Origin of the sequence: Sphingomonas piscis, assembly GCF_011300455.1 — a bacterium.
In the GTDB taxonomy this organism is placed as follows: Bacteria; Pseudomonadota; Alphaproteobacteria; order Sphingomonadales; family Sphingomonadaceae; genus Sphingomicrobium; species Sphingomicrobium piscis.
This window is the reverse complement of sequence record NZ_CP049869.1, coordinates 995,985-1,009,980: the sequence shown is the minus strand read 5'-3', so window position 1 is coordinate 1,009,980 and position 13,996 is coordinate 995,985. Positions and strand designations below refer to the sequence as shown.

General features: G+C 64.7%; 13 protein-coding genes. 8 read left to right on the top strand and 5 right to left on the bottom strand.

The window, feature by feature from the left end:
* The first annotated feature begins 35 nt into the window (after positions 1 to 35).
* The 7 genes from G7077_RS04950 to ligD all read left to right on the top strand — a co-directional run bounded on the left by G7077_RS04950 (position 36) and on the right by ligD (position 8,882).
* A complete protein-coding gene (locus G7077_RS04950) occupies positions 36 to 893 on the top strand; it encodes a dienelactone hydrolase family protein (protein ID WP_166410744.1) in 858 nt (285 codons plus the stop codon).
* Between the two features lie 184 nt (positions 894 to 1,077).
* Positions 1,078 to 2,121 carry an anthranilate phosphoribosyltransferase gene (trpD, locus tag G7077_RS04945; RefSeq protein WP_166410743.1) on the top strand — a complete coding sequence of 348 codons (1,044 nt, stop codon included), beginning with the start codon at positions 1,078 to 1,080 and terminating at the stop codon, positions 2,119 to 2,121.
* Entirely contained in the window at positions 2,114 to 3,499 is a 1,386-nt protein-coding gene (gene trpCF / locus G7077_RS04940; RefSeq protein ID WP_166410742.1) for a bifunctional indole-3-glycerol-phosphate synthase TrpC/phosphoribosylanthranilate isomerase TrpF, read from the top strand. The genes trpD and trpCF overlap by 8 nt, the downstream gene beginning before the upstream one ends.
* Positions 3,490 to 4,659 carry a tryptophan synthase subunit beta gene (gene trpB / locus G7077_RS04935; protein ID WP_166410741.1) on the top strand — a complete coding sequence of 390 codons (1,170 nt, stop codon included), beginning with the start codon at positions 3,490 to 3,492 and terminating at the stop codon, positions 4,657 to 4,659. The genes trpCF and trpB overlap by 10 nt, the downstream gene beginning before the upstream one ends.
* A complete protein-coding gene (trpA, locus tag G7077_RS04930) occupies positions 4,656 to 5,450 on the top strand; it encodes a tryptophan synthase subunit alpha (protein ID WP_166410740.1) in 795 nt (264 codons plus the stop codon). The genes trpB and trpA overlap by 4 nt, the downstream gene beginning before the upstream one ends.
* 34 nt (positions 5,451 to 5,484) lie before the next feature.
* Positions 5,485 to 6,399, top strand: coding sequence for a non-homologous end joining protein Ku (gene ku, locus G7077_RS04925; protein ID WP_166410739.1), 915 nt, complete (start codon positions 5,485 to 5,487; stop codon positions 6,397 to 6,399).
* 5 nt (positions 6,400 to 6,404) lie between these two features.
* Positions 6,405 to 8,882: a DNA ligase D gene (gene ligD / locus G7077_RS04920; protein ID WP_166410738.1), complete on the top strand. Its 2,478-nt coding sequence runs from the start codon at positions 6,405 to 6,407 to the stop codon at positions 8,880 to 8,882.
* On the opposite strand, the gene G7077_RS04915 is transcribed toward ligD, so the two are convergent.
* From G7077_RS04915 to rpsM, 5 genes are all read right to left on the bottom strand, one after another.
* Positions 8,879 to 10,522, bottom strand: coding sequence for an MFS transporter (locus G7077_RS04915; RefSeq protein ID WP_166410737.1), 1,644 nt, complete (start codon positions 10,520 to 10,522; stop codon positions 8,879 to 8,881). The genes ligD and G7077_RS04915 overlap by 4 nt on opposite strands.
* A 65-nt stretch (positions 10,523 to 10,587) precedes the next feature.
* Positions 10,588 to 10,776, bottom strand: coding sequence for a hypothetical protein (locus G7077_RS04910; RefSeq protein WP_166410736.1), 189 nt, complete (start codon positions 10,774 to 10,776; stop codon positions 10,588 to 10,590).
* A 122-nt stretch (positions 10,777 to 10,898) separates the two neighbouring features.
* Complete coding sequence (locus G7077_RS04905; protein WP_166410735.1) at positions 10,899 to 11,975, bottom strand: DNA-directed RNA polymerase subunit alpha; 1,077 nt, start codon at positions 11,973 to 11,975, stop codon at positions 10,899 to 10,901.
* Between the two features lie 93 nt (positions 11,976 to 12,068).
* Positions 12,069 to 12,458 carry a 30S ribosomal protein S11 gene (gene rpsK / locus G7077_RS04900; RefSeq protein ID WP_166410734.1) on the bottom strand — a complete coding sequence of 130 codons (390 nt, stop codon included), beginning with the start codon at positions 12,456 to 12,458 and terminating at the stop codon, positions 12,069 to 12,071.
* 67 nt (positions 12,459 to 12,525) lie between these two features.
* Entirely contained in the window at positions 12,526 to 12,894 is a 369-nt protein-coding gene (gene rpsM / locus G7077_RS04895; protein WP_166410733.1) for a 30S ribosomal protein S13, read from the bottom strand.
* A 175-nt stretch (positions 12,895 to 13,069) separates the two neighbouring features.
* On the opposite strand from rpsM, the gene G7077_RS04890 reads away from it, so the two are divergent.
* On the top strand, positions 13,070 to 13,993 hold the full coding sequence (locus G7077_RS04890; RefSeq protein WP_166410732.1) for a bifunctional riboflavin kinase/FAD synthetase: 924 nt from the start codon (positions 13,070 to 13,072) through the stop codon (positions 13,991 to 13,993).
* Positions 13,994 to 13,996: the final 3 nt, after the last annotated feature.

The following is a 13,996-nucleotide window of genomic DNA, read 5'->3' as shown; positions in this document are numbered from 1 at the left end:
CGGTTGCGGCACGACTGCGCAGGAGGAGACGGTAAATGTGCGACAGCGACAATAACCAGGGATTCGTCGAGGATTGGGCGGTCACCCGCCGGACCATGCTCGCGGCAGGACTCATGGCGGGTTTATCCTCGGCGGCCAAGGCAGCGATTTCGAGCGTCGTTGAAAAGGACGTTTCGATCAAGACTCCCGACGGCACCGCCGATGCGGTCCTGTTTCATCCAGCGGGCAATAAGAAGTGGCCCGCCGTGCTCGTCTGGCCCGACATTGCAGGTCTGCGCCCGGTCTTCCGAGACATGGGTCGGCGGCTTGCCGCCGAAGGTTATGTCGTGCTCGTTCCCAACCCCTTCTACCGGAGCAAGAAGGCGCCGGTGGTGGACGGTTCGTTCAACTTCGGCGACGCAAAGGCGCGCGAACAACTGTTCGGCTACCGCGCCGCGATGGAAAAGGGGGTCGAAGGCGACGCCAAGGCCTATGTCGCCTTCCTGGACGCGCAGCCGCAGACCAACAAGCGCCGCAAGGTCGGTGTCCAAGGATATTGTATGGGTGGGCCACTGTCCTTCCGCACCGCTGCCGCAGCCCCGAGCCGCATCGGCGCCGTCGGCAGCTTCCACGGTGGCGGACTCGTCACGGACAAGCCCGACAGCCCGCACCTCCTGATTCCGAAAACCTCGGCCAGCTATTTGATCGCGGTGGCGAAAGACGACGATGCCAAGGAGCCGCAGGCCAAGGAGGTGCTGAAGCGCTCGCTTGCATCCGCCAAGCGGTCCGGAACCGTCGAAGTCTATCCCGCCAATCACGGATGGTGCGTGCCCGGTAGCCAATCCTACGATCCTGCGTCGGCAGAGAAGGCGTGGAAGGAATTGCTTGCACTCTACCGCCGCGCGCTTGTCTGAGCCGGTCTTGACGCGGCGGAAGCGGCTGCCATAGCACAGGCACCATGACGAACCTGATCGCGATTCCCGGACGGAGGCTGCGCCACTGGCGCCGCAACGCCGGCGCGCGATGGCACGGCTGAGGCTTTAACCGCTTCAGTTTGGGCCGGCGCCTCGGCGCGGCCGTTTGTTCAGGTGCTTTCGCATGTTGGTGTTTCCTTCCGAAGACCGGAGTGACGTTGCGTCGCAGGCGCTAAGTGCGCTGTTCGAAGGGTGCGATGCCTCGCGGGAGCAGAGCCGCGCCTTGTTCGACCGCCTGGTTGCCGGCGAACTTCCGGAGCCGCTGATGGCCGCGGCATTCGTGTCGCTGAAGCTGAAGGGCGAAACGGCGAAGGAACTGACGGGCGCGGTGGAGGCGCTTCGTTTTGCCACCCGGCCGTTTCCGCGGCCAGAAGGCCTGTTCGCCGACAGCTGCGGCACCGGCGGGGATGGGTCGGGATCGATCAACGTGTCCACCGCCGCGGGGCTTGTCGCCGCCTCCTGCGGGCTGCCGATCGTCAAGCATGGCAACCGGTCGGTGACCTCCAAGTGCGGGTCCGCCGACGTGCTGGAAGCGCTCGGCGCCCGGCTCGATGTCTCGCCCGAGAAGTCGCGCACGATTCACGATGAGACCAGTTTCTGCTTTCTCCTCGCGCCGCTCTATCATCCCGGGATCGCGCATGCGGGTGCGGTACGCCGCCAGCTCAAGGTTCGGACGATCATGAACCTTCTCGGCCCTTGCCTGAATCCGGCGCGGCCCCCGGTGCAGTTGCTCGGCGTCGCCGAGCCGAAGCTTATGCGACCGATTGCCGAAACCCTGCTCGCCCTCGGTGTCGAGCGCGGCCTGGTGGTTCACGGAAGCGGCCTGGACGAAATCGCGCCACATGCCGAGACGCAGGCCATCCGCATCGCCAACGGGGCGCTGGAGTTCGTTGCGTTGACTCCTGAGGATGCCGGGTTCGAGCGACGACCGCTCGACCAGATTGCCGGGGGCTGCCCGGAGGATAACGCTAGGCGGTTGTCTGACCTGCTGCATGGCCGGGGGTTGAAAGCGGACGCGCAGGTGGTGGCGCTGAATGCCGGCGCTCTGCTGTGGGTGGCGGGGAAGGCGGACAGCTTCCGAGCTGGTGCGGAGCAAGCGTTGGACGCGATGGCGGGCGGTAAGGCCGGCGCCACTCTCGACCGCTTCGTGGAGGCGAGCCGTGGCTGAGGCGATCGGGATCCTCGGCGAGATCGTCGAGAAGAAGAAGGCTGATCTGGCGGAGCGCTACGCGGGCGTGACGCTCGACTCCTTGCGCAGCCAGGCAGAGCCTACGACGCAGAGCCTTCGTGCCGCCATGGCAATGCCCCGCGCGCGCTTCATCCTGGAGATAAAGAAAGCGTCGCCGTCGCTTGGCGCCATCCGCACTGCCGCCGACCCGGCTGTCATTGCGCGCGGCTATGCCGGCGTCGCGGACGGGCTCAGCGTCCTTGCCGACGGTGCCTATTTCGGCGGCTCGCTTGGCGATGTCCGCGCAGCCCGCGCCGAGTTCGACGGCCCCATACTCGCCAAGGACTTCTTCATCGACTTGCGCCAGGTGCCCGAAGCGCGGCTCGCCGGCGCCGACGCCATTCTCGTCATGCTCTCCGTGCTGGACGACGAAGAAGCGACGGCGATGATCGCCGAGGGGCGCCGCCTGAACATGGACGCTTTGGTCGAAGTGCACGACGAGGCCGAGATGCGCCGGGCCTTGGCGCTGGACGCACAGCTGATCGGCATCAACAACCGCGACCTGCGCGATCTCTCCATTGATCTTGCGACCACGGAAAAGCTGGCGGCGCTCGCCGGCGACCGGACGATCATTTCGGAATCGGGTGTGCATAGCCGTTCCGACGTCGAGCGCCTGTCACCCCACGTCGACGGCTTCCTGGTTGGAAGCTCGCTGATGAAGGCCGACGACCCTGCCGAGGCCGCTCGCGAACTCGTCTATGGCCGCGTGAAGCTTTGCGGGCTTCGCACCCCCGAGGACGCGAAGGCGGCGCGCCCGGCGCGCTACGCCGGGCTGATGTTCATCCCCGAAAGCCCGCGTTACATCAGTTTGGAGGAAGCCGAAGCGCTGGCCGAGGCGGCGCCGCCATCGCTGCTGCTCGTCGGGGTGTTCCGCAACGCACCAGTCGGCGAGATCCAGGTCATCGCCGAGCGGTTGAAGCTCCATGCCGTCCAGCTTCACGGCGATGAGGATCGAAGCTACCGAGATCGCCTGCGCAGGCATCTGCCGGAGGGCACGCAGATTTGGCAGGCGGTGAGCGCCGGCCGGCCCGCGGAAGAACATGCCGATGCCGACCGGCTGCTGTTCGACAATGCGGGCGGCGGCACCGGCGAACCGTTTGACTGGGCTGTTGTCGAGGATCATCCGGCTATGATCGACGCCCTGGTTGCCGGTGGTCTCGGCGCGCACAACGCCCGCGCTGCCTACGCACTCGGCTGCCATGCCATCGACGTCGGCTCCTCGGTCGATGCGCAGCCCGGCACCAAGTCCCACGAGAAGATCGCAGCTGTCTTCGACGCGCTGCGCCACCCATCCCGAAAGGAAATCTCATGCGCCTGAACGGCCGCTTCGGGCGGTTCGGCGGCACTTATGTGCCCGAAATCCTGATGCCCGCGCTGGAGCAGCTGGAGGCGGCCTTCCTCGACGCGCAGGAGGATCCGGCCTTTGCCGCCGAGTTGCAGGACCTGCTGGTCAATTACGCCGGCCGGCCGACCCCCATTACCCAGTGCCGCAACCTCGGGAACGGCAAGCTCTGGCTGAAGCGGGAGGATCTGCTTCACGGCGGCGCCCACAAGACCAACCAGGTGCTCGCGCAAGGCCTGCTGACCAAGCGGATGGGCAAGAAGCGCGTGATCGCCGAGACGGGGGCGGGACAGCATGGCGTCGCAACCGCGCTCGTCTGCGCCTTGCTCGGTCTCGAAGCGGTCATCTACATGGGCGCCGAAGACGTCGAGCGGCAGGCACTGAACGTCTTCCGCATGAAGCTGATGGGCGCGACGGTGGTGCCGGTGACCAGCGGCGGCCGCACGCTCAAGGATGCGGTCAACGAGGCATTGCGGGACTGGGCAGCAAGCTTCGAAACCACTCACTACCTGCTCGGCACCGCCGCTGGCCCGCATCCCTTTCCGCTGATGGTGCGCGAGTTCCAGCGGATCATCGGCAAGGAAGCACGGGCGCAGATGATCGATCGGGCAGGGCGCTTGCCCGACGCAGTTGTTGCCTGCGTGGGTGGCGGATCCAACGCCATCGGCATCTTCAGCGACTTTGTCGATGACGAGGGTGTTCGCCTGATCGGCGTCGAGGCGGCGGGCAAGGGGCTCGACGGTGAGGAGCATGGCGCCACCCTGCTGCGCGGCCGCCCGGGCGTGCTTCACGGCGCCGAGACCTATGTGATGCAGAATGACGACGGCCAGATCCGCGAGAGCTGGTCGGTGTCGGCAGGCCTCGATTATCCCGCGGTCGGTCCAGAGCATGCGCACCTCAAGGACAGTGGCCGCGCGGAATATTTCGGCGCGACCGATCAGGAAGCACTCGCCGCCTTCCGTTCGTTGGCCGAAACTGAAGGCATCCTATGTGCATTCGAGTCCGCCCACGCGCTCGCCCATGCATTCAAGATGTGCGACGAAGCACCGGACGGAAGTATCGTTCTCGTCGGCCTATCCGGCCGCGGCGACAAGGACGTCGCGCAGGCGCAGCAGCTTCTGGGGCCCTCGGCATGAGCCGCTATGATCAGCTCTTTGCCGGGCGCAACGAGGGCGTGTTTGGCGGTTTCCTCATGCTAGGCGATCCGGACCTGGAGACCAGCGCCAGGCTGCTCGACGCCATAGTTGAAGGCGGAGCCGACATGATCGAGGTGGGCATCCCCTTCTCCGATCCCGTGGCTGACGGACCGGTGATCCAGGCAGCCGCCAAGCGCGCGCTGGCGCAGGGGGTCACGGTCGAGGACTGCTTCCAGCTCATTGCGGGATTCCGCCGGCGCCACCCGCACGTGCCCGTCGGCATCCTGACCTATGCCAACCTCGTCCTCTCTCCTGGCCGACAGGAGTTCTTTCGCCGCGCCGCCCAGGCGGGTGCCGACAGCCTGTTGGTCGCCGATCTTCCCGCGCGCGAGGCGGAGCCATGGGCGAGCGAGATGGTCGACGTTGGCCTGGACCCCGTCCTGATCGCGGCCGCCAACACACCCAAGAAGACGCTGCGGGAGATCGCCCGTCTGGGCCGCGGTTACACCTATGTCGTTACCCGGGTCGGCATCACCGGCACCCATGCCGCCGGCAGCTTCGACGGCCGCCTTCTTGACGACCTGCGCGAAGTTGGCGCCCCGCCTCCCGTTTTCGGCTTCGGCATCTCGCAACCGGAGCATGTCGTAGCGGCCATTCAGGCGGGCGCAGCGGGCGTCATCAGCGGATCGGCCATCGTCGCCTGCCTCGACCAGCCCGACCCTGCAGCGGCCGTCCGCGACCTCGTCGCGCGGCTGAAATCGGGAACAAGGAACGACTCCGCGCCAAGTTGATTGAATCGCCACCGGAACAAGGAGGCGACGAGAAATGGCAGCGCGACCGATATGGCGGGGACAGATCAGGCTGGCGCTCGTCTCGATCCCGGTCGAGGTCTATTCTGCGACCCGCAGCGGCGCCTCCATCCAGTTCCACCAGATCCACGAGCCATCCGGCAAGCGCATCAAATATGAGAAGGTCGTGCCCGGCATCGGGCCGATCAACACGGACGAGATCATCAAGGGCTTTGAGGTGTCGAAGGGCGAATATGTCCTCCTCGAACCCGAAGAGATTGAAAGCGTGAAGCTGGAGAGCCGCAAGACGCTCGATCTCGCCCAGTTCGTGGACGTCAACGAGATCGATGCGCTCTATTACGAAAAGCCCTATTTCGTGGTGCCGGCCGACGATCTCGCCGAGGAAGCGTTCATTGTCCTCCGGGACGCACTCCGCGCCCAGCGGAAGGTCGGCATCGGCCAGCTTGCCATGCGCGGGCAGGAATATGTCGTCGCGCTGAAGCCCTGTGGGCGCGGTATGCTGTTGGAGACGCTTCGCTACGCGGATGAGCTCAACAAGGCCTCGAGCTATTTCCGCGAGATCGGCGATGCCGAGCCCGACCCGGATCTCCTCGATCTCGCTTCGACGCTGATCGACAAGAAGACGGCGAAGTTCGACGCCAGCGAATTCCACAACCGCTACGTCGACGCGCTGAAGGGCCTGATCGAGGAAAAGCGCAAAAAGAAGGGCGAGCTGGTCATCCAGGACCCGGACGACGGCAAGGCGCCCAAGGGCAGCAACGTCATCGACTTAATGGCGGCACTGAAGAAGAGCCTGGGCGATGATAAGGGCGGCGGCGCAAACGAAAATAAAGGCGCGGCCAAGAAGGCTCCTGCCAAGAAGGCGTCGGCACGGACCGCCGCGGCTAAGAAGGCGCCGGCCAAGAAAACGGCGGAACGTAAGCGGGCTTGAAGCCGATGGCGCGCAAGCTCGACATCGAAACCTACAACGCCAAACGCGACTTCACCAAGACGAAGGAGCCAAAAGGCCGCACCGCCAAGGCAAAGGGCAACAGCTTCGTCGTCCAGAAGCACGACGCTTCGCGCCTCCACTGGGACTTCCGGCTTGAAATGGACGGAGTCCTGAAGAGCTGGGCGGTTCCGAAGGGTCCCAGCCTCGACCCGGGTCAGAATCGGCTGGCGATTCGCACCGAGGACCATCCGCTTGATTACGGCACGTTCGAGGGGACGATCCCCAAGGGCGAATATGGCGGCGGCACGGTGATGCTGTGGGATCGCGGCACATGGATTCCCGAACCCGGCAAGGACCCGCGCAAGACCATTGAGGAAGGCCACCTCCACTTCCGGCTGGAGGGCGAGCGGATGCACGGCGACTGGGTCATGTTCCGGCTGAAGGGTAAGCCCGGCGACAAGTCCGAACCGTGGATGCTGAAGAAGGTCACGGACGAGTTCGCCAATCCCGAACAGGGAGATGCCCTCGTGGATGAGTGCGTGACCAGCGTCACCACCGGCCGCAGCATGGCGGAGATCGCCAGCGGTGCCGACGTGTGGAAGTCCAACCGCGACGGCCAGAAGGGCGGCCGCGCGAAGAAGAAGCCGGCCGTGGGCCCGCCCGAGTTCCGCGACCCACAGCTCGCGACTCTGGTCGATGAGGTGCCGAGCGGCAATGAGTGGATCCATGAATATAAATATGACGGCTATCGCCTGCTGATCGCGACTGGCGAGGGTTCCGCCACGGCATGGACCCGCAACGGCAAGGACTGGACGGACAAGTTTCGCTCGTTGGTCCGCGCCGCCGCCAAGCTTCCGGCCGGCTGCCTGCTTGACGGCGAGGCGGTCGCACTTGGGGAGAATGGCAAGCCGGACTTCCAATTGCTGCAATCGACGCTGAAGGGCAGCGATGCCGACCTTGCTTTCTACGCCTTCGACCTGCTGGTCGATCAGGGCGAGGACATCACCGCGCTCCCGAACCTTGAACGCAAGGAGCGGCTCGCGGCGTTGCTCAAGGGCGTGCCGGCGCCCCTCATCTACGGCGACCATGTCGTCGGCAAGGGCGAGGCGCTGTTCCAGGCAATCTGCAAGGAAGGCGGCGAGGGGATCATCTCCAAGAAGGCCAGCGCCCCCTACCGCGGCACCCGCAGCCGCTGCTGGCTCAAGATCAAGTGTATCCAGCGCTCAGAGTTCGTGATCGTCGGCTGGTCGGAAAGCGAAAAGCGCCGCAGTTTCCGCTCGCTGCTGCTCGCCGTCAATGAGGACGGCAAGCTGACCTATGCGGGCAAGGTCGGCACCGGCTTCAACGCTAAGTCGATGGAGGAATTGCTTGCACTGATGGAGCCGCTTGCCGTCGCGAAGGCTGCCGTCGAGGTTCCCCGCGCCGAGCGCAGGGGGGCGCACTGGATCGAACCGAAACTCGTCGCTGAAATCGCCTACACCGAGTTCACCAGCGACGGCGTGCTGCGCCACCCGAGCTTCATCGCGCTTCGGGAGGACAAGCCGGCCAAGCAGGTCGTTCGCGAGAAGCCGCAGAAGCTGAAGTCATCCGCGAAAAAAGGTGAGCACCCGACCGCGGAAAGCTTCGGGATCAAGATCACCAACCCGGACCGGATCATCTATCCCGAAGGTAATATCACCAAGGGCGCACTCGCCGATTATTATGCCGCGATCGATCCGCTGATCATGGTCGATGCGGCGCGGCGGCCGATGACCCTGATCCGCTGTCCGCAAGGCCGCTCCAAGAAATGCTTTTTCCAGAAGCACGACGCCGGAACGATGGGTGAGCACGTCAAGCATGTGCCGGTGAAGGAGAAGGACGGAGAGGTTCAGGACTATCTCTACTTCGACGATGTTCGCGGGCTGCTGTCCTGCGTGCAGATGGGCGCGATCGAGTTCCATGGATGGGGCAGCCGGATCGACCCGCTCGAGAACCCCGACCGGCTGGTGTTCGACCTCGATCCGGACGTCGGGCTCGACTTCGCCAAGGTGAAGGAAGCGGCGGTTCGGCTCCGTGCGTTGCTCGGCGATCTTGGCCTCACCACCTTCCCGCTCCTGTCCGGCGGCAAGGGGATACATGTCGTGGTGCCGCTCGACGCTATACGCGACTGGCCCACGGTAAAGAGCTTCGCCGAACGTTTCACCCGCGCCATCGCACAGGCCGAGCCGCAGATGTTCACCGCCAACATCCGCAAGGTCGAGCGCAAGGGCCGCATCTTCCTCGACTGGCTCCGCAATCAGCGCGGCGCGACAGCGGTGATGCCCTATTCGGCCCGTGCCCGCGAAGGGGCTCCGGTGGCAGCGCCCATCGCGTGGGAAGAGTTGGAGAAGTACCAAGGCGGCAACCACTTCAGCATCACCGATGCCGACGAACTTCTCGACCGCGCCTCCTCGAAAGTGCTGGCAGGCTGGGGCCAGGCGAACCAGGCCCTTCCCGATCTTTAGACCTGATCGAGCGGGATACCCTTGGTTTCTTTCAGAAACAGCAGGGTCGAGATTGCGGAGATGGCGGTGAACACGACCGGGTACCAAAGCGCCGAATAGATATTGCCCGTGATCGCGGCAAGGGCGACCCCGGTCACCGGCAGGAACCCGCCGACCCAGCCCGTGCCGACATGGTAAGGGAGGGATAGCGCGGTATAGCGCACGCGGGTCGGGAACATTTCCACCAACGCTGACGCCTGCGGCCCGTAGAGCGCCGTTGCCGCGATCACGAACAGGATCAGCACGGTAAGCAACAGCGGCAGGTTGACCGCGCGCGGGTCCGCGGCCTTCGGATAGCCGGCGGCGGCCAGCGAGGAACCAATCCGTTCGCCCATCGCGGCCTTGTGCGCCTTCAGCGCCGCACCGCTGAGCGCATCGCCGCCCTCGACGGGCACGACCCGTCCACCGACGATAACCTTGGTGCTGCCGTCCCCGGATTGCGTCGACTTGTAGGAGATACCGCGTGCCGACAGCAGGCTCTTTGCGATGTCGCATGCGCTTCGGAACTGCGCAGTGCCGACGGGATCGAACTGCACTGCGCAGGTGGAGGCGTTGGTGGCGACCACCACCGGTGTTGCCCGCTGCGCTGCCACGAGCGCCGGATTCGCCGCCTGAGCCATCATGTGAAATCCAGGGAAATAGAGCGCCAGTGCGAGCAGCATCCCGCCGAGCATCACCGGCTTCCGGCCGACCTTATCGCTCAGCCAGCCGAAGAAGACGTAAAGCGGCGCGCTGACCAATGTCATGATGATCAGCAGCTGGTTGACGATGGGCTCGGCCAGGCCGACCGAGCGGCCGAGGAACACCTGCGTGTAGAAAAAGGCTGCGTACCAGACGGCACCCTGCGCGCACATGATCGCGAAGAAGGCAAGGAACACGCGTTTCAGGCTCTCGCGATTAGCGAAGGCTTCGCGCAGCGGTGCCTTGGTGACAGCGCCTTCTTCCTTGAGGCGGATGAACTCCGGGCTTTCCGACAATCGCGAGCGGAGCCAGATGGAAATCGCGAGCAGTACCGCGGAGAAGAGGAAAGGGATGCGCCAACCCCAGGCGGCGAAGGCTTCTTCGCCCAGCGAGGTGCGGGTGAGCAGGATTACAAGCAGTGCCGCCAGCAGTCCGAAGCTCGCCGACGATTGGATCCACCCCGTCGCCGCGCCGCGTTTGTCGTCCGGCGCATGCTCGGCGACGTAGATCGCCGCGCCTCCATATTCGCCTCCAAGCGCGATGCCTTGAAGGATGCGCAGCAGGATCAGCAGCATCGGCGCGATCAGGCCGGCCGTCGCATAGGTGGGGAGCAGGCCGATAGCGAAGGTCGCGCCGCCCATCAGGCTGACGGTGATCAGGAAGGCGCCCTTGCGCCCCAACCGGTCGCCGATCACACCGAAGATGATGGCGCCCAGCGGACGGAAGGCGAACCCGGCGGCAAACAAGCCAAGGGCGGCAATCAGCCCGGACGTGGGGTCCAGTCCGGCGAAGAACACCTTCTGCACGGTGCTCGCCAGCGTTCCGAAGATGAAGAAGTCATACCATTCAAACGCGGTACCCGCGGATGATGCGGCAATGACTCGCGTCATGCCCCACTTCTGCTCTTTATTGTCCGCCATTCATCCCCTCCGGGGAGCAGGGATAATCCTTCCGCAGCGTCGTGCAACTGCCGCGGGTCGAATGATCAGCGAGCCGAGAGCCAAGCGTCGCTGCAAACCAGGATCAATTCGCGGCGAGCGTCAGGAATGTTGAGGTGCTGCTCAAGCGCCTGCCGATCGTCGTCGGACAATCGGCGGAGGATTTCCGCAACGCTGCGGTAATGGCCGGATCGGGCCAATTCGAATGCTCGTTCGACGGCGGGCGAGTGGGTCATGCCACCCGCTTAGCGCAGGCAAGCGCCGCTTCCCACCGCAGACAACAAAAAGGGGCCGCCCCTGCTGGAGCGACCCCTTCCTTGATCCTGTCTCGATCAAAGTGCCACTTTGATCGAAGGCTTTAGCCGAGCATTTCCTGCTCAAGCTTCTTGGCCATTTCCTCGATATTCTCAGGCGGCCATCCGGGGATGTCCATGCCGAGGCGGAGGCCCATGGAGGCGAGCACTTCCTTGATCTCGTTCAACGACTTGCGGCCGAAATTCGGCGTCCGCAGCATCTCGGCCTCGGTCTTCTGAACCAAATCGCCGATGTAGATGATGTTGTCGTTCTTGAGGCAGTTCGCCGAACGCACCGACAGCTCCAGCTCGTCGACCTTCTTGAGGAGGTAGCGATTGAGCTGGTTGGTGTCCTGCGGGGTCGGCGTGTCCAGCCCGCCGCCGCTGATGGCCTGGCCGATCATCGGCGAGGCAGCGGTGCGGATCTGGCTGTCGTCGAAGTGGACGAACAGCTGCAGCTGGTCCTGAAGAATGCGCGCGGCGTAGGCAACGGCGTCTTCCGGAGCGACGGTGCCGTCGGTTTCCACTGTCAGCGTCAGCTTGTCATAGTCCAGTTCCTGGCCGACGCGGGTGTTTTCCACCTTGTAGGCGACCTGGCGGACCGGGCTGTAGAGCGCGTCGACCGGAATCAGACCGATAGGCGCATCGGCCGGACGGTTGTTGGCTGCAGGAACATAACCCTTACCGATGTCGGCGGTGAGCTCCATGTTGAGCGTTGCGCCATCGTCGAGGTGGCAAATGACGAGGTCCGGATTGGTGACTTCAATGTCGCCGCTGGTCTGGATCATGCCCGCGGTGACTTCAGCCGGTCCGGTCGCGGACAGCGACAGGCGCTTGGGGCCTTCGCCTTCCATCTTCAGCGCGACCTGCTTCACGTTAAGGACGATGTCGGTGACGTCCTCACGGACACCCGTGAGCGACGAGAATTCATGCAGCACGCCCTCAATCTTGATCGAGGTTACGGCGGCGCCCTGAAGCGAGCTCAACAGCACACGGCGAAGCGAGTTGCCGAGGGTCATTCCAAAGCCGCGCTCCAGCGGCTCGGCCACGAACACGGCCTTGCGGCGGCTGTCGCCACCGGGCTTGCGCTCCAGGCTGTTGGGCTTCTTGAGTTCCTGCCAGTTCTTTGCGTTGACGGCCATGTTTCTTCCTGCCCTGCGGCGGGGCGTCCCCCGCCTTTCCAATTAACTTCCGCGGCGCTGCGTCGGCCGCCGCGGCAACTTCAAGCGCTCGTCTTAGACGCGGCGGCGCTTGGAGGGACGGACGCCGTTGTGCGGGATCGGCGTGACGTCGCGAATGGAGGTGATCTGGAAGCCGACCGCCTGCAGCGCGCGAAGCGCGCTTTCGCGGCCCGACCCCGGACCCTTTACTTCGACCTCAAGGGTGCGGACGCCATGCTCGGCGGCCTTGCGCCCGGCATCTTCCGCCGCGACCTGTGCCGCATACGGCGTCGACTTGCGGCTGCCCTTGAAGCCCATCATGCCGGCGCTGGACCAGGCAATCGCATTGCCCTGCGCGTCGGTGATGGTGATCATGGTGTTGTTGAAGCTGGCGTTCACGTGAGCGACGCCGGAGGTGATGTTCTTGCGTTCGCGCCGACGGAGGCGCTGCGGTGCTTGGGCCATGAAACGTATCCCTGTATCCTGTCGCCGTAGCCAGTTCGGCCGGCGAGGTGAAACCTACCGAAGAAGCTTACTTCTTCTTGCCGGCGATCGGCTTGGCCTTGCCCTTGCGGGTGCGCGCATTGGTGTGCGTGCGCTGGCCCCGGACCGGCAGGCCCTTGCGGTGGCGAAGCCCACGGTAGCAGGCGAGGTCCATCAGCCGCTTGATGTTCATCGCGGTCTCACGGCGGAGGTCACCCTCAACCGTGTGCTGCGCGTCGATCTCTTCGCGGATGTGCAGGACTTCCTGGTCGGACAGGTCCTGGACGCGGCGCTCGGACGTGATGCCCAGCTTTTCCGTGATCGCCTTGGCCTTGGTGCGGCCGATACCATGGATGTAGGTCAGCGCGATTTCCACGCGCTTGTTGGTCGGGATATTGACGCCGGCAATACGTGCCATCGATGCTTCCTTATCTAGCTCCACAGGCGGCAAACCCGCCCATCTCGTCGCTTGACGTCCGTTCCAAACAGAAAACCGACGCGCGCACGGATGCGCCGCCGGGAACCACGTGGTCGGGATGAGCTGCAGATAGGGTTCTCGACCCATTGAGTCAAGCACAGTAGAGGACAAGACGATGGAGCGGCTGAGCCTCAAGACCGGTGTCCCCGACCGCCTACGCGGGGCGATCATTGCGCTTGGCAATTTCGACGGCTTCCACCTTGGTCACCAGGCCGTGGTCGGCCGTGCAGTCGCCCGCGGCCACCACGAACGGCGCCCGGTGATCGTTGGCACCTTCTTTCCCCACCCGGTGCGCTTCTTCAAGCCGGACCTGCCGCCTTTCCGCCTCACCAGCCTCGACCAGCGCGAGCGCCTGTTCGCCCATGCGGGTGCCGACGCCATGCTGGTTTTCGACTTCGATGCCGACCTCGCTGCAACCGATGCGGAGGATTTCGTTGGCCTGCTCGCCAAGCTTGGGGTCGCGGGCGTCGTCACCGGCGAGGACTTCAGCTTCGGTCGGGGACGTGGCGGCAATGCCGAACTGCTTCGGGAGCTTGGCGCAAGCCACGACATCGTTGCGGAAACCGTTCCGGCGGTAACACTCGAAAACGAACTCATCTCCTCCAGCCGAATCCGCGAGGCGCTGAAAGCGGGAGACCCCGGGACCGCGACGCGCTTGCTCTCCCGCCCGTTCGCGATCGAAGGGGTCGTCCAACATGGCGACGCGCGTGGTCGTGAGCTCGGCTACCCGACGGCCAACCTGCCGATGGAGCAATATCTCCGCCCTGCCTACGGGATCTACGCCGTGCGCGTCTGGCTGGACGACGAACATCAATATGCCGGCGTCGCCAACCTCGGCACCCGCCCGATGTTCGATCCGCCGCAGGAGCTGCTGGAGGCGCATCTCTTCGACTTTGACGGCGACCTTTACGGCTGCAAGATTGAGGTCGCCCTCCACCATTTCATCCGTGGCGAGGAAAAGTTCGACAGCCTGGAGGCCCTCGTCACGCAGATGGACCACGACAGCGCCGAGGCCCGACGGCTACTGGCACTCCCCTGACGA